The following is a 22,614-nucleotide window of genomic DNA, read 5'->3' as shown; positions in this document are numbered from 1 at the left end:
CTCAACGATTCGGACAAGAAGATCGGCGAAGACGCCGTTCGCGAACTGATGGCCGCTGTCGACGCCTACATCCCGACGCCTGAGCGTCCGATCGACCAGCCTTTCCTGATGCCGATCGAAGACGTGTTCTCGATCTCGGGTCGTGGTACGGTTGTGACCGGTCGCGTCGAGCGCGGCATCGTCAAGGTTGGTGAAGAAGTCGAAATCGTCGGCATCCGCGCCACCTCGAAGACGACGGTTACCGGCGTTGAAATGTTCCGCAAGCTGCTCGATCAGGGCCAGGCTGGCGACAACATCGGCGCTCTGGTTCGCGGTGTTAACCGTGACGGCGTTGAGCGTGGTCAGATCCTGTGCAAGCCGGGTTCTGTCAAGCCGCACAAGAAGTTCATGGCTGAAGCCTACATCCTGACGAAGGAAGAAGGCGGCCGTCATACGCCGTTCTTCACGAACTACCGTCCGCAGTTCTACTTCCGCACGACGGACGTGACCGGCATCGTTTCTCTGCCGGAAGGCACGGAAATGGTTATGCCAGGCGACAACGTCACGGTTGCTGTTGAGCTGATCGTTCCGATCGCGATGGAAGAAAAGCTGCGCTTCGCTATCCGCGAAGGCGGCCGTACCGTCGGCGCTGGCATCGTTGCCTCGATCATCGAGTAATCCTTAGGGTTGCTTTGAGTTAGGAAAGGCCTCGCTGGAAACAGCGGGGCCTTTTCTTTTGGCTGATCGAGGTCTTGTCACTGCATACGTATCATCATATGATACGTCTTACATCGGAGGCACGCTTGATCAGGTCGTTCAAGGATAAGCTCACGCAGTCGGTGGCCGACGGCTCGGTGCGGAAGGGATTCCCTTCAGAGTTGGTGCGGCGCGCGCAGTTGCTCTTAACGGTCTTGGATGCTGCAGCCAGCATAGGCGATCTCCGCTCACCGCCCGGCAATCGGCTGGAGAGATTGTCCGGCGACCGGAATGGCCAGCATTCGATCCGCATCAACAAGCAATGGCGGATCTGCTTCGTCTGGACGGATGCCGGCCCCGAACAGGTCGAAATCACCGATTATCATTGATTGCAGGCATGGAGTTTCTGATCATGAGCACAAACAAGCTGCCAGCCATCCACCCGGGAGAAGTCCTGCGGGAACTCTATCTTGAGCCGCTTGATTTGAAGCCGTATTCACTGGCCAAGAAGCTGGGCATTCCGAGAACACGGATAGAGCGGATCGTCGCCGAGAAGGTGGGCATCACGACTGACACGGCGCTGCGCCTTGCCAAATTCTTTAACACCACGCCTGAGTTCTGGATGAACCTGCAGGTAGCCTACGAGATCAAGATTCAGAGCGCGGCTCTCGAGACTGCGTTGGCGGCCATCCCGGAACTCGACGCGGCCTAGTCGAGCCGGCATCAGGCAGCGTGGCCTTGCGTTGCCGACGCGACACTTTATGTATGCCTTCCATGGTGAGGAATGGGAGGATATTTCATGAAGAAGCGCATTCTGTTTACGGGCGGCTCCGGCAAGGCGGGGCGTCATGCCGTGCCGTGGCTGGTCAATGCCGGCTACGAAGTTCACAACATCGATCTCGTGCCGCTCGACAGCCCTGGTGTCACCAATCTGATCGTCGACATCACCGATAGCGGTCAGGTCTATAACGCGCTCTCCATGCATCGCGACTTTCCCGATCTGGAAGCGGGCAGGGGTGTTCTTCCCTATGATGCCGTGGTCCATTTCGCCGCGATCCCGCGCATTCTGATCAAGCCCGACAACGAAACCTTCCGCATCAACACGATGGGCACCTATAATGTCATCGAGGCGGCGGTGAAGCTCGGTGTGCGCAAGATCATCGTTGCCTCCAGCGAAACTACCTATGGCGTCTGCTTTGCCGAGGGTCATCGCGATTTCCATCAGTTCCCGCTGGATGAAGACTATGACGTCAACCCCATGGATTCCTATGGGCTGTCGAAGGTGCTGAACGAGAAGACTGCGCGGGCATTTGCCGAGCGCTCCGGCGCCGATATCTACGCGCTGCGAATCGGCAACGTTATCGAGCCGCACGAATACGAGAACTTCCCGACCTATTTCGCCAATCCCGAGATGCGCAAGCGCATCGCCTGGAGCTATATCGACGCGCGCGATCTCGGCCAGATCTGCCATCTCTGCATCGAGAAGGACGGCCTCGGCTTCCAGGTGTTCAACGCCGCCAACGATACCGTCTCTGCCAATACGCCGACGCGGGAGCTTGCCGCGCGCTTCTATCCGAACGTCAAGTTCACCCGCGAGATCGGCGAATTCGAGGGTCTGCTGTCGAACCGCAAGATCAGGGAAGTGCTGGGCTTTCGCGAGGAGCACGACTGGCGCCGATACGTGAAGCTGTGAACGCGTTTCGGCTTCGAGGGGAGGAATGGGAAAAAGTGAAAAACGCACTTGCCAATCTCCTCTCGGCGTCTTAAAGGGTGCGCCATGCTTCTCGACAATGCGTCGCGGCTTTCGCCAACAGGCTGATCGGGAAGCGTAAAGGGGTATAGCTCAGTTGGTAGAGCGGCGGTCTCCAAAACCGCAGGCCGTGGGTTCGAGCCCCTCTGCCCCTGCCATTTTCAGACTTAATTATTGATTGCTAGGCTATCTTAGGCTGGGATTTGACCGGCCCGTCAATCATATGCAGTTTCCTGCAGGAAACCGGTGGGCCGAGCCGCGCCGGAGACGAAAGTTGAAGTCAGCCACTTTTGATGAGCATGCGGTCAAGCCGCGCCTTGGGTCGCGTCTATCGCCGCGGACGGTGTCAGCGGACGCCGAAGCGATGGCTGGCGATAGTCAAGAGGCGCCCACGCTTCTGTCGGTCGTTGTCCCTTGCTACAACGAACAGGAAGTCCTTCCGCTCTTTTTCGAACGAATTGTCGATGAACTCGAGCGGATCGCCGACATCGATTTTGAGATCGTGTGTGTCAATGACGGCAGCCGCGACAACACGCTCGCCATCCTGCTTGGTGCCTGCCGTACCGACGCGAGGATCCGTGCAATCGACCTAAGCCGCAATTTCGGCAAGGAGGCCGCTTTGTCGGCGGCGATTGCCGAGGCGCGGGGTGATATTATCGTTCCTATCGACGCCGATCTTCAGGATCCACCCGAGCTCATCGCGAGAATGATCGAGAAGTGGCGCGAAGGCTATGACATAGTGCTCGCCAAGCGTATGGACCGCTCTGCTGACACGCTGGCGAAACGCTGGACGGCCGCCGCTTTCTATCGCCTTCACAATGCATTGTCCGATGTCGAGATACCTGAGAATGCCGGCGATTTCCGCCTGATCAGTCGCGAAGTCGCCGATGCCTTGGCACAATTGCCGGAGCGTCATCGGTTTATGAAGGGGCTTTTCGCTTGGGTCGGCTTCCGAACGGCTGAAATCGAATACAAGCGCGAACCACGCGCCGCCGGAAAGACGAAGTTCTCTTTTTGGAAACTGTGGAATTTCGCCGTCGAGGGGGTCACAAGCTTTAGTACCCTCCCGATGCGTATCTGGACTTATATCGGCACATTTGTGGCGTTCTGCGCGGTGGTGCGTGCTGTGATGCTCACAGTACGCACGTTGATCTGGGGTGTCGACGTACCGGGTTATGCGTCGCTCGCGACGGCAATCCTGCTGTTGGGCGGCATCCAGTTGATAGGCCTTGGCATTCTCGGCGAATATGTTGGCCGCATCTATTTCGAGGTGAAGGGGCGCCCGATCTATGTCGTGAAGGGTCGCTACGGGAGTAGGGTGTGACCGACGCTGCCTCACCGGCCGGGCCGGTGATTGTGGGGCCCAGCACTTCACTCACGCGCGGCGTGTTCTGGGCCGCCGTTGCCGCGATCTTTCTGGTCGCCACGGTTCTCAGAATTCCGATGTTGGCGACGCGGTCGCTATGGCTCGATGAGACCTACAGTGCCTGGTTCTCGGCGTTGTCGCTTCACGAGCTTTGGAGCGAGGTTCCCGGATATGAAACCCATCCGCCGCTATACTATACGCTACTCAAAGCGTGGCGGTTGCTTTTCGGTGCAAGCGAGGCCGGCTTGCGAAGCCTCTCAGTGCTTTCAAGCATTGCGACCGTCTTTCTCCTCTCGGTCTCAGGACGCTTGCTGAAGACGGGGAGGACGGGCGAAAGGATATTGCTGCTTGCTGGCCTGCTGCTGGCTGTCAATGCCGAGAATATCAAATATGCCCAGGAGGCGCGGCCTTACGCGCTTGAGACGCTTGCCGCAACGTTGGCACTCATTTCAGCTGCCGGTTTTGTCCAAGCTCTCGGTCGGCAGGCCAGCGGCAATCCGAATGCGGCGGCGCGCTGGGCCATCATGCTGTCTCTCGCCGGCGGGCTGCTTCTTTGGTGCCACAACACGGCGCTCTTCATTGCCTTCGGGCTTTGGTGCGGCTTAGCGCTCGCGATCCTCCTGTCGAATTCGTCATGCAAGCCACGCATGCTCGTGATTGCATGCTGCGCCGGTCTCGGCGCTTTGGTGATATGGTCGCCATTCCTGCCGTGGTTCATCAGTCAGAGCCGCAGCTTCGGCAATATGCAATTCTGGATCAAGCCGGCCTCTTCTGATCTGATCAGCGCATGGATACTTGCTGGCGGCGGACTTCCGCCGGCAATGCTGATCATCCTGTTGGCGATCCCCGGCATGTGGGTGCTGTGGCGTCATGAAAGGGCGTTGGCGGCTGGACTGTGTGTGACGCTGTTGCTGCCTTTGTGCATCGTGTTGACGTTGAGCTTCGCGGTGAAGCCTGTGTATATCGATCGCCTCTTCGGCTGGATGGCGCCGCCGTTGATGGTGCTTGCGACATGCGGAGTGGCTGGCATTTTTCGAGCTGCTCCGGCGCGTCTGACTGTCTGCGGGGTCGTCATCGCGCTAAGTCTCCAGGCGGTGATACAAGGATATCTGCGCCCGCCGATCGAGGACTTTCGCGCTTTGGCCGCTGACTTGAACGCGAATGTCAAGCCGGACGATATCGTCGTTGCGATCCCGAATGAGCTTGATGTCGCAATGAAATACTATGGCTCTACCGCCGGTTCGCCGGAGGTGATGTACCTGCCGGGCCCATTTCCGTACCGGGATCCGGACGACGGCCACATGTATGTCGCCAATCTCGGCGCCCCTCGGATCGTGCCGGCCGACGTCTCGGGCCTTGCCGAACGCCTTGCGGTTCATCCGCGAATTTGGCTGCTGACACGGCGAGGCGACCTCTATGATCCGGACGATCTGTTGCTCCGGGCGATATCTGATGTAAACCGGCAAACGGCTGAAGCCAGATACGGTCTGGTCGAGCTGCGGCTCTTCGAGCGCGACCCTGGCGCGCCGCGTCTTCCATAAAAGTAAGTCCGGCGCATTGCAAAGAAGGGGAGGGCTATGGTAACAGGGGCCAAGATATGGGGGAGCCTCCATATCTGGCGGAGCGCTGACGCAGCCTTTTGGCGCGATGCCGCGCATCCGTTAATTTCGTTAAACTTTGGTTCCCCTCTTGTGTAATGGGGAATCGGTGTTTATGTAGGGGTTCAACAGACACGCGGTGCGTGGGGCTGATCTGTTCAGCTTTACGCGCCGTAATTGCGTGGGCAGTCGATGGCATCCAAATCAAATCCGCTTACGTTTCTGCAGCAGGTTCGCACGGAAACGTTGAAAGTTACTTGGCCGTCGCGCCGTGAAACGATGATCTCGACGATCATGGTGCTTGTGATGGTTGTCTTTGCCGCGCTGTTCTTTTTTGCCGCGGACCAGTTGATCGGCTGGTTGCTGGGCTTCGTGCTCAATATCGGCAACTGATCGGGTGGAGATATAAGATGGCGGCACGTTGGTATATCGTCCACGCGTATTCGAATTTTGAAAAGAAGGTCGCGGAAGACATCGAGAACAAGGCTCGTCAGAAGGGTCTTGAGCATCTCTTCGAGAAGATTCTCGTCCCGACTGAAAAGGTGGTTGAAGTGCGTCGCGGCCGTAAGGTCGATAGCGAGCGCAAGTTCTTTCCCGGTTATGTGATGGTTCGCGCCAACCTGACCGACGAAGCCTACCACCTGATCAAGAACACGCCGAAGGTGACCGGCTTCCTAGGTTCCGACAATCGGCCCGTTCCGATCCCTGACTCTGAAGCTGATCGTATTCTCGGTCAGGTTCAGGAAGGTGTCGAGCGTCCGAAGTCTTCGGTCAGCTTCGAGATCGGCGAGCAGGTCCGCGTTTCCGACGGTCCGTTCGCATCGTTCAACGGCACGGTTCAGGATGTGGACGAAGAGCGTTCGCGCCTGAAGGTGGAAGTGTCGATCTTCGGCCGCGCAACGCCGGTCGAGCTGGAATACGCTCAGGTCGAGAAGGTCTGAGCTCGGATGTAAGCCGGCAACGGCTTGTGTCCGTGCGGCGAAAGCCGCAAAGCGCGTGGAAGGTGAGGGCACCTTAGCCGGGTCCTAAAATCCGAACCACGCAACCGCAGCCGCCGGAGCGATCCGGCATTATTGGTCGGGCAACCGGCCGTCAGTGAAAGGCAGAGAGTTATGGCTAAGAAAGTTGCAGGCCAGCTCAAGCTTCAGGTCAAGGCAGGATCGGCTAACCCGTCCCCGCCAATCGGCCCGGCGCTTGGTCAGCGTGGCATTAACATCATGGAATTCTGCAAGGCGTTCAACGCCGCTACGCAGGAAATGGAAAAGGGTATGCCGATCCCGGTCGTCATCACCTATTACCAGGACAAGTCCTTCACCTTCGTCATGAAGCAGCCTCCGGTCAGCTACTGGCTGAAAAAGGAAGCGAAGATCACGTCCGGTTCCAAGACGCCTGGTAAGGGCGCCACCGCAGGCAAGCTCACCAAGGCTCAGATCAAGACGATCGCCGAAGCCAAGATGAAGGACCTGAACGCAGCTGATATCGAAGGTGCAATGGCGATGATTGAGGGCTCTGCCCGCGCCATGGGCCTGGAAGTGGTAGGATAAGACCATGGCAGGCAAGCGCACCAAGAAGATCAACGAAGGTGTTGATCCCACGAAGCTCTACGCTCTCGACCTCGCTATCAGCATGGTCAAGGAACGGGCTGTCGCCAAGTTCGACGAAACCGTCGAAGTATCGATGAACCTCGGTGTTGACCCGCGCCACGCTGACCAGATGGTCCGCGGCGTTGTCAACCTGCCGAACGGCACCGGCCGTGACGTTCGCGTTGCTGTCTTCGCACGTGGCGCCAAGGCTGACGAAGCCAAGGCTGCTGGTGCTGACGTTGTCGGCGCTGAAGATCTCGTCGAGATCGTTCAGGGCGGCAAGATCGACTTCGATCGCTGCATCGCGACCCCGGACATGATGCCGCTCGTCGGTCGCCTCGGTAAGGTTCTCGGCCCGCGTGGCATGATGCCGAACCCGAAGGTTGGCACCGTCACCATGGACGTCGCTGGCGCCGTCAAGGCTTCCAAGGGCGGCGCTGTCGAGTTCCGCGTCGAAAAGGCTGGTATCGTCCACGCCGGCATCGGCAAGGCTTCGTTCGACGCCAAGGCTCTTGAAGAAAACATCAAGGCTTTCGCTGACGCCGTCATCAAGGCAAAGCCGGCTGGCGCAAAGGGCAACTACGTCAAGCGCGTAGCGATCTCTTCGACCATGGGTCCGGGCGTCAAGATCGAAGTCGCTTCGGTCACGGCCGCTTAATAAAGTTTCGCTGGGCGTCAGTCCGGCTCATCAGATTCCGGCCTCGCAAGGGGCCGGAATATTCCGGAGAAATCCGGAATCCTGTCCGAGATTGCAGGTGGTTTTCCCTTAATCACTTGGCCTGCATGAGACGGGTAAGGCCCGAATTTTTGAAGCTTCGCTTCATCGATTTGGTTCGAACCTTGGATGCCTTGTGCCTCTTAGCCTTTCTGGCGCGGAGCGCGAGGGGACAGGATCCTCAAGCGTCGCTTGGGATCATTCGTGATCTCAGGAGGCAAAGGCAACCCGATGGGGCCGGTCACGGTCTCATCTACTGGAGATAGGCAGTGGAAAGAGCGGAAAAACGCGAATTCGTCACGGAACTGAACGAAGTCTTCAAGGCTTCGGGCTCGGTTGTCGTGGCCCACTATGCTGGTGCTACAGTCGCGCAGATGAACGACTTCCGTTCCAAGATGCGCGCAGCTGGCGGTACCGTCAAAGTCGCGAAGAACCGCCTGGCCAAAATCGCCCTTCAGGGTACGGAAGCGGAAGGGATCTCTGGTCTCTTCAACGGTCAGACGCTCATTGCATACAGCAATGACCCGATCACCGCTCCGAAAGTCGTCGTGGATTTCGCCAAGACCAACGATAAGATCGTTGTTTTGGGCGGCGCCATGGGGACAACGACGCTCAACGCAGAAGCAGTCAAGTCGCTCGCGACCCTGCCTTCGTTGGACGAACTGCGCGCGAAGCTGCTGGGCATGATCCAGACTCCGGCTACCCGCATCGCAGGCGTTGTTCAGGCACCGGCAAGCCAGCTTGCTCGCGTGTTCTCGGCTTACGCCAAGAAGGACGAAGCCGCATAAGGCGGTTTTTTGCTGTTTATAAACAACCGGTTCGAACCGAACATAAGGAATTGATACAATGGCTGATCTCGCAAAGATCGTAGACGACCTCTCCTCGCTGACCGTTCTGGAAGCTGCAGAACTGTCCAAGCTTCTCGAAGAAAAGTGGGGCGTTTCCGCTGCTGCTCCGGTAGCAGTTGCTGCTGCTGGCGGTGGCGCTGCTCCGGCTGCTGCTGAAGAAGAAAAGACCGAGTTCGACGTTATCCTGGCTGACGCCGGCGCTAACAAGATCAACGTCATCAAGGAAGTTCGCGCTATCACGGGCCTCGGCCTGAAGGAAGCTAAGGACCTCGTTGAAGCCGCTCCGAAGGCTGTCAAGGAAGCTGTTTCCAAGGCTGAAGCTGCCGACATCAAGAAGAAGCTTGAAGACGCCGGCGCTAAGGTCGACGTTAAGTAATCTTGAACTGCATCTGGGAGGCTGGATTTCCGGCCTCCCATTTGCCGTTTCCCGGAACGAATTACCCAAAAGCCGCGTGAAAACGGCTTTTGGGTAATGGGTTCTTCAAGAGGATGGTCTCGAACCGAGACGCGCAGGCAATCCGGCCTCGTGATTTCGGGAAGTGAGACGAGTTTGAAGCGCACATTGCTTGACGGGGTCGACTGGCCATCGGTTCCCGTCCGTTGCAGGCCCGGATGCAATTTTGAAGGAGCGACGATGGCTCAGACCCTTTCGTTCAATGGTCGTAGGCGCGTACGCAAGTTTTTCGGTAAGATCCCAGAAGTCACGGAAATGCCGAACCTCATCGAGGTTCAGAAGGCGTCCTATGACCAATTTTTGATGGTTGAAGAGCCCAAGGGCGGTCGCCCTGACGAGGGCCTTCAGTCGGTTTTCAAGTCCGTATTCCCGATCACGGATTTCTCCGGCGCTTCCATGCTGGAATTCGTGTCCTACGAGTTCGAACCGCCGAAGTTCGACGTCGATGAATGCCGCCAGCGCGACCTGACCTACGCCGCGCCGCTGAAGGTTACTCTCCGTCTGATCGTGTTCGATATCGATGAAGATACGGGCGCGAAGTCGATCAAGGACATCAAGGAACAGTCCGTCTACATGGGCGACATGCCGCTCATGACCAACAACGGTACGTTCATCGTCAACGGCACCGAGCGCGTTATCGTGTCTCAGATGCACCGCTCGCCAGGCGTGTTCTTCGACCACGACAAGGGCAAGAGCCACTCGTCCGGCAAGCTGCTGTTTGCCGCTCGCGTCATCCCGTATCGCGGTTCTTGGCTCGATATCGAATTCGACGCCAAGGACATCGTCTATGCCCGTATCGACCGTCGCCGCAAGCTGCCGGTAACGTCGCTGCTGATGGCGCTCGGTATGGACGGCGAAGAGATCCTGTCGACCTTCTACACCAAGTCCGACTATGTTCGTGACGGCAAGGGCTGGCGCATTCCGTTTACGCCTGAGACCCTCAAGGGTGCGAAGACGATCAGCGACATGATCGACGCCGACACCGGCGAAGTCGTCGTCGAAGGCGGCAAGAAGCTGACCCCGCGTCTGCTCCGTCAGCTGTCCGAAAAGGGCCTCAAGGCTCTGCAGGCGACCGACGAAGACCTGTACGGCAACTTCCTCGCCGAAGACATCGTCAACTACTCGACGGGTGAAATCTACCTCGAGGCAGGCGACGAAATCGACGAGAAGTCGCTCGCCGTCATCCTGTCGCACGGTTTCGAAGAAATCCCGGTTCTCGGCATCGACCACATCAATGTCGGCGCCTACATCCGCAACACGCTGAACGCCGACAAGAACGAGAACCGTCAGGACGCTCTGTTCGACATCTACCGCGTCATGCGTCCGGGTGAACCGCCGACCATGGAATCGGCCGAAGCGATGTTCAACTCGCTGTTCTTCGACGCCGAGCGCTACGACCTGTCGGCCGTTGGTCGCGTCAAGATGAACATGCGTCTCGACCTCGAAGTTGAAGACACCGTCCGTGTCCTGCGCAAGGACGACATCCTGGCCGTGGTCAAGATGCTGGTCGAACTGCGCGACGGCAAGGGCGAGATCGACGACATCGACAACCTCGGCAACCGTCGCGTTCGCTCCGTCGGCGAACTGATGGAAAACCAGTACCGTCTCGGCCTGCTCCGCATGGAGCGCGCGATCAAGGAACGTATGTCCTCGATCGAAATCGACACGGTCATGCCGCAGGACCTGATCAACGCCAAGCCGGCGGCAGCTGCCGTTCGCGAATTCTTCGGCTCCTCGCAGCTGTCGCAGTTCATGGACCAGGTGAACCCGCTTTCGGAAATCACCCACAAGCGTCGTCTCTCGGCTCTTGGCCCGGGTGGTCTGACCCGCGAGCGCGCAGGCTTCGAAGTCCGCGACGTTCACCCGACCCATTACGGCCGTATTTGCCCGATCGAAACGCCGGAAGGCCCGAACATCGGTCTGATCAACTCGCTGGCGACCTTCGCACGCGTCAACAAATACGGCTTCATTGAATCGCCGTACCGCCGCATCGTTGACGGCAAGGTCACGAACGACGTTCTTTACCTCTCCGCAATGGAAGAGGCGAAGTACTACGTCGCTCAGGCCAACGCCGAACTCGGTTCCGACGGCTCGTTCGTCGACGAATTCGTCGTTTGCCGTCACGCCGGCGAAGTTATGCTCGCTCCGCGCGACAGCATGAATCTGATGGACGTTTCGCCGAAGCAGGTCGTTTCGGTCGCAGCCGCTCTCATCCCGTTCCTGGAAAACGACGACGCCAACCGCGCTCTCATGGGCTCGAACATGCAGCGTCAGGCCGTGCCTCTGCTGCGCGCTGAAGCTCCGTTCGTCGGTACCGGCATGGAGCCGATCGTTGCCCGCGACTCCGGCGCTGCTATCGGCGCTCGCCGTGGCGGTGTGGTTGACCAGGTCGACGCGACGCGTATCGTTATCCGCGCGACGGAAGACCTCGACGCCGGCAAGTCCGGTGTTGACATCTACCGTCTGCAAAAGTTCCAGCGTTCGAACCAGAACACCTGCGTCAACCAGCGTCCGCTGGTCACCGTTGGTGACGTCATCAACCGCGGCGACATTCTCGCTGACGGCCCGTCGACGGACCTGGGCGACCTGGCACTCGGCCGCAACGCGCTCGTCGCGTTCATGCCGTGGAACGGTTACAACTACGAAGACTCGATCCTGATGTCGGAACGCATCGTCGCTGACGACGTGTTCACCTCCATCCACATCGAAGAATTCGAAGTGATGGCCCGCGACACCAAGCTTGGTCCGGAAGAAATCACGCGCGACATTCCGAACGTCTCGGAAGAAGCGCTGAAGAACCTCGACGAAGCCGGTATCGTCTACATCGGTGCTGAAGTTCAGCCGGGCGACATCCTCGTCGGAAAGATCACGCCGAAGGGCGAAAGCCCGATGACGCCGGAAGAAAAGCTTCTGCGCGCCATCTTCGGTGAAAAGGCGTCCGACGTCCGCGACACCTCCATGCGTATGCCTCCGGGCACCTACGGCACGATCGTCGAAGTTCGCGTTTTCAACCGCCACGGCGTTGAAAAGGACGAGCGCGCGATGGCTATCGAGCGCGAAGAGATCGAGCGTCTTGCAAAGGACCGCGACGACGAGCAGGCGATCCTCGACCGTAACGTCTACGGCCGTCTGATCGACATGCTGCGTGGCCAGGTTGCCATCGCAGGCCCGAAGGGCTTCAAGAAGGGCACCGAGCTGGCCAACGCCGTCGTCTCCGAATATCCGCGCTCGCAGTGGTGGATGTTCGCTGTCGAGGACGAGAAGGTTCAGTCCGAGCTCGAAGCTCTGCGTGGCCAGTACGACGAATCCAAGTCGCGCCTTGAACAGCGCTTCATGGACAAGGTCGAGAAGGTCCAGCGCGGCGACGAAATGCCTCCTGGCGTCATGAAGATGGTCAAGGTCTTCGTTGCTGTGAAGCGCAAGATCCAGCCGGGCGACAAGATGGCCGGCCGTCACGGTAACAAGGGCGTTGTCTCGCGTATCGTGCCTGTCGAAGACATGCCTTTCCTCGAAGACGGCACGCATGTCGACATCTGCTTGAACCCGCTGGGCGTGCCTTCGCGCATGAACGTCGGCCAGATCCTCGAAACCCACCTTGCCTGGGCTTGCGCCGGCATGGGTAAGAAGATCGGCGAGCTGCTCGACGAATACCGCAAGACGATGGACATCACCGACCTGAAGACGGAGCTGACGGATGTCTACGCTTCGCAGGCCAAGGATGAAGTCGCCCACTTCGACGACGACGCGCTGGTCAAGCTGGCCGAGCAGTCCCGCCGTGGTGTCTCCATCGCAACGCCGGTCTTCGACGGTGCGCATGAGCCTGACGTTGCCTCGATGCTGAAGAAGGCAGGTCTGCACGAAAGTGGTCAGTCGGTTCTATACGACGGCCGCACGGGCGAGCCCTTCGACCGCAAGGTCACCGTCGGCTACATGTACATGATCAAGCTCAACCACTTGGTTGACGACAAGATCCACGCTCGTTCGATCGGTCCTTACTCGCTCGTTACCCAGCAGCCGCTGGGTGGTAAGGCGCAGTTCGGCGGTCAGCGCTTCGGGGAAATGGAAGTCTGGGCTCTGGAAGCATACGGTGCGGCTTACACGCTGCAGGAAATGCTCACGGTCAAGTCCGACGACGTCGCCGGCCGTACCAAGGTCTACGAAGCCATTGTCCGTGGCGACGACACGTTCGAAGCGGGTATTCCCGAAAGCTTCAACGTTCTCGTCAAGGAAATGCGCTCTCTGGGTCTTTCCGTCGAGCTCGAGAACTCGAAGGTTGACGAGCAGCAGACCGGCCAGTTGCCGGACGCCGCCGAGTAACCACCTGATAGGGTGCGCGCTGCCATGTAGCGCGCACCGTCCCAGCTCTGGCCCCGTAACGTGTTGGCCGGGAAGGGACGATTTCGCCGCATTCTGCGGTTATTGTCGTTTTTTCGCGATGGCGCGGCGCCCGGGATTTGCCGCTGATCATCGCAGTTTGAGGGCTTTCAGCCCATGAAGGAGACAGGCATGAACCAAGAGGTCATGAATCTTTTCAATCCGCAGGTGCCTGCGCAGAATTTCGATTCCATCCGGATCTCGATTGCGTCTCCGGAGAAGATTCTCTCCTGGTCTTATGGTGAGATCAAGAAGCCGGAAACGATCAACTATCGTACGTTCAAGCCTGAACGCGATGGTCTGTTCTGCGCCCGCATCTTCGGACCGATCAAGGACTACGAATGCTTGTGCGGCAAGTACAAGCGCATGAAGTACAAGGGCATCATCTGCGAAAAGTGCGGCGTCGAAGTTACGCTGTCGCGCGTTCGCCGTGAGCGTATGGGCCATATCGAGCTCGCCGCTCCCGTTGCCCACATCTGGTTCCTGAAGTCGCTTCCTTCGCGCATCTCGACGTTGCTCGACATGACGCTGAAGGATGTGGAGCGCGTTCTCTACTTCGAACACTACATCGTCACCGAGCCGGGCCTCACCGCGCTCAAGGAGCACCAGCTCCTGACGGAAGAAGAATACATGCTTGCCGTCGATGAGTACGGCGAAGATCAGTTCACCGCCATGATCGGCGCTGAAGCCATCTTCGAAATGCTGGCATCGATGAACCTTGAGAAGATCGCGGGCGACCTGCGCTCCGATCTGGCCGACACCACGTCGGATCTCAAGCAGAAGAAGCTGATGAAGCGCCTGAAGATCGTCGAGAACTTCATGGAATCCGGCAACCGTCCGGAATGGATGATCATGAAGGTCGTCCCGGTCATCCCGCCGGACCTGCGCCCGCTGGTTCCGCTCGATGGCGGCCGTTTCGCGACGTCCGACTTGAACGACCTGTACCGCCGCGTCATCAACCGTAACAACCGTCTGAAGCGCCTGATCGAACTGCGCGCTCCGGGCATCATCATCCGCAACGAAAAGCGCATGCTGCAGGAATCTGTGGACGCGCTGTTCGACAACGGCCGCCGTGGCCGCGTCATCACCGGCGCCAACAAGCGTCCGCTGAAGTCGCTGTCCGACATGCTCAAGGGCAAGCAGGGCCGCTTCCGCCAGAACCTGCTCGGCAAGCGCGTCGACTATTCCGGCCGTTCGGTCATCGTGACCGGTCCGGAACTGAAGCTGCACCAGTGCGGCCTGCCCAAGAAGATGGCGCTCGAACTGTTCAAGCCGTTCATCTACGCCCGCCTCGACGCCAAGGGTTATTCCTCGACCGTCAAGCAGGCCAAGAAGCTGGTTGAAAAGGAAAAGCCGGAAGTCTGGGATATCCTCGACGAAGTCATCCGCGAGCATCCGGTTCTTCTGAACCGCGCACCGACGCTGCACCGCCTGGGCATCCAGGCCTTCGAACCGATCCTGGTCGAAGGCAAGGCCATCCAGCTGCACCCGCTCGTCTGCACGGCCTTCAACGCCGACTTCGACGGTGACCAGATGGCCGTTCACGTGCCGCTGTCGCTCGAAGCCCAGCTCGAAGCCCGCGTCCTGATGATGTCGACGAACAACATCCTGCACCCTGCAAACGGTGCACCGATCATCGTTCCGTCGCAGGACATGGTTCTCGGCCTGTACTACCTGGCGATCATGAACCAGAACGAACCGGGCGAAGGCATGGCTTTCTCCGATCTCGGCGAACTGCATCACGCGCTTGAAAACAAGGTCGTGACGCTGCACTCCAAGATCCGCGGCCGCTTCAAGTCGATCGACGAGGATGGTAAGCCCTACTCGAAGATCTATGAAACGACCCCTGGCCGTCTGCTCATCGGCGAACTCCTGCCGAAGAACGGCAAGGTGACCTTCGACATCTGCAACCAGGAAATGACCAAGAAGAACATCTCCAAGATGATCGACACGGTCTACCGTCATTGCGGCCAGAAGGACACGGTCATTTTCTGCGACCGCATCATGCAGCTCGGCTTCACCCACGCCTGCCGCGCCGGCATTTCGTTCGGCAAGGACGACATGGTTATCCCGGACTCGAAGGCGAAGATCGTCGGCGACACCGAAAACCTGGTCAAGGAATACGAGCAGCAGTACAACGACGGTCTGATCACTCAGGGCGAGAAGTACAACAAGGTCGTTGACGCTTGGGGCAAGGCAACCGAAAAGGTCGCCGAGGACATGATGGCCCGCATTAAGGCCGTCGAGTTCGATCCGGAAACGGGTCGCCAGAAGCAGATGAACGCCATCTACATGATGTCGCACTCGGGTGCCCGTGGTTCTCCGAACCAGATGCGCCAGCTGGGCGGCATGCGCGGCCTGATGGCCAAGCCGTCGGGTGAAATCATCGAGACGCCGATCACGTCGAACTTCAAGGAAGGTCTGACCGTTAACGAGTACTTCAACTCGACCCACGGTGCCCGTAAGGGTCTCGCGGACACCGCTCTGAAGACGGCTAACTCGGGTTACCTGACCCGTCGTCTCGTCGACGTCGCGCAGGATTGCATCGTCAACCTCGTGGATTGCGGCACCGACAAGGGCCTCACCATGACCGCCATCGTCGATGCCGGTCAGGTCGTTGCTTCGCTCGGCGTTCGTATCCTCGGCCGTACGGCTCTAGATGATATCGATCATCCGGTCACCGGCGAGCGTCTCGTCGACGCCGGCAAGATGATCCTCGAGCCCGATGTCATCGAGATCGAAAAGGCTGGTATCCAGTCGATCCGTATCCGCTCCGCACTGACCTGCGAAGTTCAGACGGGCGTCTGCTCGGTCTGCTACGGTCGTGACCTTGCCCGCGGTACCCCTGTCAACATGGGTGAAGCGGTCGGCGTCATCGCCGCTCAGTCGATCGGCGAGCCGGGCACGCAGCTCACCATGCGTACGTTCCACCTTGGTGGCACGGCAAACGTGGTCGACCAGTCGTTCCTGGAAGCATCGTATGAAGGTACGATCCAGATCAAGAACCGCAACGTTCTGCGCAACTCGGAGAACGTCCTCGTCGCTATGGGCCGCAACATGGCGGTCACCATTCTCGACGAGCGTGGCGTCGAGCGCTCCTCGCAGCGCGTCGCCTACGGTTCGAAGCTGCACGTCGATGACGGCGACAAGGTCAAGCGCGGTCAGCGTCTGGCTGAGTGGGATCCGTACACCCGTCCGATGATGACGGAAGTCTCGGGTACCGTTCAGTTCGAAGACGTCGTCGATGGTCTCTCCGTTCTCGAAGCGACCGACGAATCCACGGGTATCACCAAGCGTCAGGTTATCGACTGGCGTTCGACCCCGCGCGGTTCGGACCTCAAGCCGTCGATCGTCATCATGGACGCCAGCGGCAACGTCATGAAGCTGCCGCGCGGTGCTGATGCCCGCTTCCAGCTGTCGGTTGACGCGATCCTGTCGGTCGAGCCTGGTCAGAAGGTTTCCCAGGGTGACGTGCTTGCACGTTCGCCGCTGGAAAGCGCCAAGACCAAGGACATCACCGGTGGTCTGCCGCGTGTTGCCGAACTGTTCGAAGCTCGTCGTCCGAAGGACCACGCCATCATCGCTGAGATTGATGGTACGATCCGCCTCGGCCGCGACTACAAGAACAAGCGTCGCGTCATCATCGAGCCGGCGGAAGACGGTGTCGAGCCGGTCGAGTACCTGATCCCGAAGGGCAAGCCGTTCCATCTGATGGAAGGTGACTATATCGAAAAGGGTGACTACATCCTCGACGGTAACCCCGCGCCGCACGACATCCTGGCGATCAAGGGCGTCGAAGCTCTGGCTTCGTACCTGGTCAACGAAATCCAGGAAGTCTATCGTCTGCAGGGCGTTGTCATCAACGACAAGCACATCGAAGTGATTGTCCGTCAGATGCTGCAGAAGGTGGAAATCACCGATGCAGGCGACTCGACCTATATCGTCGGCGACAACGTCGACCGTATCGAGCTCGAAGACGTCAACGACGGCCTGATCGAACAGGGCAAGAAGCCTGCCTATGGCGAGCCGGTTCTGCTCGGTATCACTAAGGCATCGCTGCAGACGCCGTCCTTCATCTCCGCCGCGTCCTTCCAGGAAACGACGAAGGTGCTGACGGAAGCTGCGATCGCCGGCAAGACCGACGGCCTGCAGGGTCTGAAGGAAAACGTCATCGTCGGCCGCCTCATCCCGGCTGGTACCGGTGGCACGATGACCCAGATCCGCCGTATCGCCACGTCGCGCGACGAGCTGATCCTCGAAGAACGCCGCAAGGGCACGGGCGCCGATGTTGCGACCCCGATGCTTCAGGATCTGGCTGGCGAAAGCGCACCGGCCGCCGAGTAATCGGCGCCCGGGTCGCAAGACCGGATACCAAGAATTGAAAGCCGCCCGGAGCGATCCGGGCGGTTTTTTCGTTTCAGGATATGGAAAGTAGGGAGCGGGGAGGGCGCGGCGGTCAGCCGACCATCGGCAGGCAGTGCTCCATGCCATAGCCCAGCCGGGCTTTCGCTTGCGTGAAGTCGATCCAAAAGAAGCGAAACTGGATGGGATCGCCGCCGCCGAACGGCGTCAGCTCCTGGTGCAGCCATGTCTCCGGATGGTGACCGTCAAGCTCGACATGAAAATAGTGCCGGCGATGCCAGGCGATGCCGCCGATCTTCAGAGAAAACCGGTAGTCGTGGACGGCAAGTGGGGAGAGGGGAGCTGATGGCGCGAGGCCGGTTTCCTCGGAGAATTCCCGCAGCGCCGCCTCGGCGATATCTTCGCCGGCTTCGACGGTTCCGCCCGGCACCTGCCAGAGCACGTCGGGAAAGTCCGGCTCGTCGAAAACGAGAAGCCGGTCGCGCCAAGTGGCATAGATCAGCACTTTCAGCGCATCCGGCTCCATTATCTCGGCTCAGCTGAAGCGAATGATCGCGACTTCGCCTTCGACCGCGCCCTTGTAGGCGGATGCGTGCGGCTCTTCTTCCGGAATGTCGGTCAGCATGCCGATCTGGTCGAGGTCGGCCTCGATGAAACCTTCCTCGGACAACGCGTTCAGCGCCTCGCGCACCGCGCTGTCGTCGTCGGCGGCCTTCAGCATTATGTGCAGATCGACACCTTCGCTGCCATCGGTCTCATAACCCTTGCCGATGATGATGAAGACCATCGGGCCTTCGTTGTTGTTGTCGTTGTCCGGGCTGGTAATCATTCTTCGTCCTTCGATTCGAGATTTGAATCTCATTTCAGGCACTTGGCCTCTGCAATCTCTGATTCCTTAGCCGCTTTCGCTGCAATGCCCAAGTTTATCTTGGCCACCGCACGCGATTTTGTCTAAAAGGTCCAAGCGAGGGCCAAAAGGCCGCATTTCAAGGCCTTCTCGGGAAGATTATTTGTTAACAGCCTTGACGAGACGACGGGAAACCAGTAGTACCCGCGCCATCGGAACCCATGTGAGGCATGGCCATCTGGGGCGACACGCCCTCGATATCACCTCAAACAAGGTTCGAAACGCACGTTGAAGATATGTTGCCTGCACGCATGACGCATTTCTTTTGCGTCCTCTGCTCTTTGTGGTCCATCTGCGAAAACAGATCGGGCCACGTTTTGCGCATTGAGACAGGCGTGTGATCTTGCCGGAGACGGCGTGAGTTACGCCCGCAAGGGTTTGAGATTTAAACGTAAGGGATGGTTGAATGCCTACCGTAAACCAGCTGATCCGCAAGCCGCGCCAGCCAAACGTAAAGCGTAACAAGGTTCCTGCTCTGCAGGAAAACCCGCAGAAGCGTGGTGTTTGCACCCGCGTCTACACCACGACCCCGAAGAAGCCGAACTCGGCTCTCCGTAAGGTTGCCAAGATCCGTCTGACCAATGGCTTCGAAGTCATCGGCTACATTCCTGGCGAAGGTCACAACCTGCAGGAACACTCTGTCGTCATGATCCGTGGCGGCCGCGTGAAGGACTTGCCGGGTGTTCGTTACCACATCATCCGCGGCGTTCTCGATACCCAGGGTGTCAAGAACCGCAAGCAGCGCCGCTCCAAGTACGGTGCGAAGCGTCCGAAGTAATTCGGACTTTTTGTAAATTCGGCGCTGCGTGAGGTCCTCCGCGTGATAAAGCGCCTTAACGGTTAAGAGACGAGAAGTATGTCCAGACGTCACAGAGCAGAAAAGCGCGAGATCAACCCGGACCCCAAGTTCGGCGATCTCATCGTCACCAAGTTCATGAATGCGATCATGCTTGACGGCAAGAAGTCCGTCGCTGAAAGCATTGTTTACGGCGCATTTGACTCCGTGCAGAACAAGTCGAAGCAGGAGCCGCTGGTTGTTTTCCACGCCGCCCTCGACAACATTGCTCCGCACGTAGAAGTCCGTTCGCGCCGCGTTGGTGGTGCTACGTACCAGGTTCCGGTCGATGTTCGCCCTGAGCGTCGCCAGGCCCTCGCAATTCGCTGGCTGATCACTGCCGCTCGCAAGCGCAATGAGACGACGATGGTCGATCGCCTTTCCGGCGAACTTCTCGATGCATCCAACAACCGTGGTAGCGCCGTCAAGAAGCGCGAAGACACGCACAAGATGGCCGATGCCAACCGTGCGTTCTCGCATTATCGCTGGTAATCCCGAACGGTTCCCGAAAGGCAGTCCATTATGGCTCGCGAATATAAAATCGAAGACTACCGTAATTTCGGTATCATGGCGCACATCGACGCCGGCAAGACGACGACGACCGAGCGTATCCTTTACTACACCGGCAAGTCGCACAAGATCGGCGAAGTGCACGATGGCGCCGCCACGATGGACTGGATGGAGCAGGAGCAGGAGCGTGGCATCACGATCACCTCCGCTGCGACCACGACCTTCTGGAAGGGTCGCGACGGCAAGATGCGTCGCTTCAACATCATCGACACCCCCGGCCACGTCGATTTCACCATCGAAGTCGAACGTTCGCTGCGCGTTCTCGACGGTGCTGTTGCCCTTCTCGATGCCAACGCAGGCGTAGAGCCGCAGACGGAAACCGTCTGGCGTCAGGCTGAGAAGTACAACGTTCCGCGTATGATCTTCTGCAACAAGATGGACAAGACCGGTGCTGACTTCTACCGCTCGGTAGAAATGATCAAGACCCGTCTCGGCGCCACCGCAGTCGTCATGCAGCTCCCGATCGGCGCTGAAAGCGACTTCAAGGGCGTTGTCGATCTGATCGAGATGAACGCTCTCATCTGGCGCGACGAGTCGCTCGGCGCTCAGTGGGACGTTGTCGAAATCCCCGACGACCTGAAGGAAAAGGCTGCCGAATATCGCGAAAAGCTGATCGAGACCGTTGTCGAGATCGACGAAGCCGCGATGGAAGCCTACCTCGAAGGCACCATGCCCGACAACGACCAGATCCGCGCGCTCGTCCGTCGCGGCACGATCGACGTCAAGTTCCACCCGATGTTCTGCGGCACTGCCTTCAAGAACAAGGGCGTTCAGCCGCTGCTCGACGCTGTTGTCGACTACCTGCCGTCGCCGATGGACATCCCGGCAATCAAGGGTATCGACTTCAAGACCGAAGCCGAAATCGAGCGTCATGCTGACGACAACGAGCCGCTTTCCATGCTCGCGTTCAAGATCATGAACGACCCCTTCGTCGGTTCGCTGACCTTCGCTCGCATCTACTCCGGCAAGCTCGAAAAGGGCGCGTCGGTCATGAACACGGTCAAGGACAAGCGCGAGCGCGTCGGCCGCATGCTGCAGATGCACTCGAACTCGCGTGAAGACATCGAAGAAGCCTTCGCAGGCGACATCGTTGCTCTCGCCGGTCTCAAGGAAACCACCACTGGCGATACGCTCTGCGATCCGCTGAAGCCGGTTATCCTCGAGCGCATGGAATTCCCCGAGCCGGTCATCCAGATCGCGATCGAGCCGAAGACCAAGGGCGACCAGGAAAAGATGGGCCTCGCGCTCAACCGTCTGGCTGCTGAAGACCCGTCCTTCCGCGTGAAGACTGACCAGGAATCCGGTCAGACGATCATCGCCGGCATGGGCGAACTTCACCTCGACATTCTCGTCGATCGTATGCGTCGCGAATTCAAGGTTGAAGCAACCGTCGGTGCTCCGCAGGTTGCCTACCGCGAAACCATTACGCGTCAGCACGAAGAAGACTACACGCACAAGAAGCAGTCCGGTGGTACCGGTCAGTTCGCGCGCGTCAAGATCATCTTCGAACCGAACCCAGAAGGCGACGACTTCAAGTTCGAATCCAAGATCGTCGGCGGTGCTGTTCCGAAGGAATACATCCCGGGCGTTCAGAAGGGTATTGAAAGCGTTCTGTCTTCCGGTCCGCTGGCTGGCTTCCCGATGCTCGGCGTCAAGGCGACGCTCGTTGACGGTGCCTTCCACGACGTTGACTCGTCCGTCCTGGCGTTCGAAATCGCTTCGCGTGCTTGCTTCCGTGAAGCAGCCAAGAAGGCCGGCGCTCAGCTCCTCGAGCCGATGATGAAGGTCGAAGTCGTAACGCCGGAAGATTACGTCGGCGACGTCATCGGTGACCTGAACTCCCGCCGTGGTCAGATCCAGGGTCAGGAACAGCGCGGCATCGCGATCGTCATCAACGCCAACGTTCCGCTGGCGAACATGTTCAAGTACGTCGACAACCTGCGCTCCATGTCGCAGGGCCGCGCACAGTACACGATGACCTTCGATCACTACTCGCCGGTCCCGTCGAACGTCGCAACCGAGATCCAGGCAAAGTATTCCGGTCAGAAGTGACCGGAATACCAATTGACCGATAACAAGAATTAAGTCCCTCGCGGACTTGCAAGAATGGAGAGCCTAAATGGCAAAGAGCAAATTTGAGCGCAACAAGCCGCACGTTAACATCGGCACGATCGGCCACGTTGACCACGGCAAGACGTCTCTGACGGCAGCGATCACCAAGTACTTCGGCGAGTTCAAGGCGTACGACCAGATCGACGCTGCACCGGAAGAAAAGGCACGCGGCATCACTATCTCGACGGCACACGTCGAGTACGAGACGGCCAACCGTCACTATGCCCACGTTGATTGCCCCGGCCACGCCGACTACGTCAAGAACATGATCACCGGTGCCGCACAGATGGACGGCGCGATCCTGGTTTGCTCTGCAGCTGACGGCCCGATGCCGCAGACCCGCGAGCACATCCTGCTCGCTCGTCAGGTTGGCGTTCCGGCTCTGGTCGTGTTCCTCAACAAGGTCGACCAGGTCGACGACGCGGAACTGCTCGAACTCGTCGAGATGGAAGTTCGCGAACTTCT

Annotated in this window: 20 protein-coding genes and 1 tRNA gene; 19 read left to right on the top strand and 2 right to left on the bottom strand. The window is 58.8% G+C overall.

The window, feature by feature from the left end; all coding sequences use genetic code 11:
* The 15 genes from D460_RS0132005 to rpoC form a co-directional block, all read left to right on the top strand.
* The coding region (locus D460_RS0132005; RefSeq protein WP_018900277.1) for an EF-Tu/IF-2/RF-3 family GTPase at positions 1–657 on the top strand (657 nt) is incomplete at its 5' end.
* A 125-nt stretch (positions 658–782) separates the two neighbouring features.
* Positions 783–1,064: a type II toxin-antitoxin system RelE/ParE family toxin gene (locus D460_RS0132000; protein WP_018902698.1), complete on the top strand. Its 282-nt coding sequence runs from the start codon at positions 783–785 to the stop codon at positions 1,062–1,064.
* Positions 1,065–1,087: 23 nt separating this feature from the next.
* Entirely contained in the window at positions 1,088–1,387 is a 300-nt protein-coding gene (locus D460_RS0131995) for a HigA family addiction module antitoxin (protein ID WP_026283765.1), read from the top strand.
* Positions 1,388–1,474: 87 nt separating this feature from the next.
* Entirely contained in the window at positions 1,475–2,368 is an 894-nt protein-coding gene (locus D460_RS0131990) for an NAD(P)-dependent oxidoreductase (RefSeq protein ID WP_018902696.1), read from the top strand.
* 139 nt (positions 2,369–2,507) lie between these two features.
* Positions 2,508–2,583: transfer RNA gene (locus D460_RS0131985), tRNA-Trp, on the top strand.
* Between the two features lie 116 nt (positions 2,584–2,699).
* Positions 2,700–3,749, top strand: coding sequence for a glycosyltransferase family 2 protein (locus D460_RS34330; protein WP_018902695.1), 1,050 nt, complete (start codon positions 2,700–2,702; stop codon positions 3,747–3,749).
* Positions 3,746–5,332 carry a glycosyltransferase family 39 protein gene (locus tag D460_RS0131975; protein ID WP_018902694.1) on the top strand — a complete coding sequence of 529 codons (1,587 nt, stop codon included), beginning with the start codon at positions 3,746–3,748 and terminating at the stop codon, positions 5,330–5,332. The genes D460_RS34330 and D460_RS0131975 overlap by 4 nt, the downstream gene beginning before the upstream one ends.
* Positions 5,333–5,581: 249 nt before the next feature.
* Positions 5,582–5,782 carry a preprotein translocase subunit SecE gene (secE, locus tag D460_RS0131970; RefSeq protein WP_026283763.1) on the top strand — a complete coding sequence of 67 codons (201 nt, stop codon included), beginning with the start codon at positions 5,582–5,584 and terminating at the stop codon, positions 5,780–5,782.
* 17 nt (positions 5,783–5,799) lie between these two features.
* The gene (gene nusG, locus D460_RS0131965) at positions 5,800–6,330 is read left to right on the top strand and encodes a transcription termination/antitermination protein NusG (RefSeq protein WP_018902692.1); all 531 of its coding nucleotides are present in this window, start codon (positions 5,800–5,802) and stop codon (positions 6,328–6,330) included.
* A gap of 171 nt (positions 6,331–6,501) precedes the next feature.
* Complete coding sequence (gene rplK / locus D460_RS0131960) at positions 6,502–6,933, top strand: 50S ribosomal protein L11 (protein ID WP_018902691.1); 432 nt, start codon at positions 6,502–6,504, stop codon at positions 6,931–6,933.
* A 4-nt stretch (positions 6,934–6,937) separates the two neighbouring features.
* Positions 6,938–7,630: a 50S ribosomal protein L1 gene (gene rplA / locus D460_RS0131955; protein ID WP_018902690.1), complete on the top strand. Its 693-nt coding sequence runs from the start codon at positions 6,938–6,940 to the stop codon at positions 7,628–7,630.
* Positions 7,631–7,956: 326 nt separating this feature from the next.
* On the top strand, positions 7,957–8,475 hold the full coding sequence (gene rplJ / locus D460_RS0131945) for a 50S ribosomal protein L10 (protein WP_018902689.1): 519 nt from the start codon (positions 7,957–7,959) through the stop codon (positions 8,473–8,475).
* A gap of 58 nt (positions 8,476–8,533) precedes the next feature.
* On the top strand, positions 8,534–8,911 hold the full coding sequence (rplL, locus tag D460_RS0131940) for a 50S ribosomal protein L7/L12 (protein WP_018902688.1): 378 nt from the start codon (positions 8,534–8,536) through the stop codon (positions 8,909–8,911).
* 258 nt (positions 8,912–9,169) lie between these two features.
* Complete coding sequence (gene rpoB / locus D460_RS0131935; protein WP_018902687.1) at positions 9,170–13,306, top strand: DNA-directed RNA polymerase subunit beta; 4,137 nt, start codon at positions 9,170–9,172, stop codon at positions 13,304–13,306.
* Positions 13,307–13,495: 189 nt separating this feature from the next.
* Positions 13,496–17,707 carry a DNA-directed RNA polymerase subunit beta' gene (gene rpoC, locus D460_RS0131930; protein WP_018902686.1) on the top strand — a complete coding sequence of 1,404 codons (4,212 nt, stop codon included), beginning with the start codon at positions 13,496–13,498 and terminating at the stop codon, positions 17,705–17,707.
* Positions 17,708–17,819: 112 nt separating this feature from the next.
* Here rpoC and D460_RS0131925 read toward each other — a convergent pair whose 3' ends face one another.
* The gene (locus tag D460_RS0131925) at positions 17,820–18,251 is read right to left on the bottom strand and encodes an NUDIX hydrolase (RefSeq protein WP_018902685.1); all 432 of its coding nucleotides are present in this window, start codon (positions 18,249–18,251) and stop codon (positions 17,820–17,822) included.
* A 9-nt stretch (positions 18,252–18,260) separates the two neighbouring features.
* On the bottom strand, positions 18,261–18,554 hold the full coding sequence (locus D460_RS0131920; protein WP_018902684.1) for a hypothetical protein: 294 nt from the start codon (positions 18,552–18,554) through the stop codon (positions 18,261–18,263).
* A 484-nt stretch (positions 18,555–19,038) separates the two neighbouring features.
* Here D460_RS0131920 and rpsL point away from each other — a divergent pair, with 484 nt between their 5' ends.
* The 4 genes from rpsL to D460_RS34325 all read left to right on the top strand — a co-directional run.
* Positions 19,039–19,410, top strand: coding sequence for a 30S ribosomal protein S12 (gene rpsL, locus D460_RS0131915; protein WP_018902683.1), 372 nt, complete (start codon positions 19,039–19,041; stop codon positions 19,408–19,410).
* Positions 19,411–19,488: 78 nt separating this feature from the next.
* Positions 19,489–19,959, top strand: a complete 471-nt coding sequence (gene rpsG / locus D460_RS0131910; RefSeq protein WP_018902682.1) for a 30S ribosomal protein S7 — start codon at positions 19,489–19,491, stop codon at positions 19,957–19,959.
* Positions 19,960–19,989: 30 nt separating this feature from the next.
* Entirely contained in the window at positions 19,990–22,089 is a 2,100-nt protein-coding gene (fusA, locus tag D460_RS0131905; RefSeq protein WP_018902681.1) for an elongation factor G, read from the top strand.
* A 67-nt stretch (positions 22,090–22,156) separates the two neighbouring features.
* On the top strand, positions 22,157–22,614 hold a 458-nt coding region (locus D460_RS34325; protein WP_018902680.1), incomplete at its 3' end, for a GTP-binding protein.

The sequence above is a fragment of the Rhizobium sp. 2MFCol3.1 genome (assembly GCF_000377565.1).
Taxonomy (GTDB): Bacteria; Pseudomonadota; Alphaproteobacteria; order Rhizobiales; family Rhizobiaceae; genus Rhizobium.
Note: the sequence above shows the minus strand (reverse complement) of the source record. Positions and strands in the feature narration are given on the sequence as shown.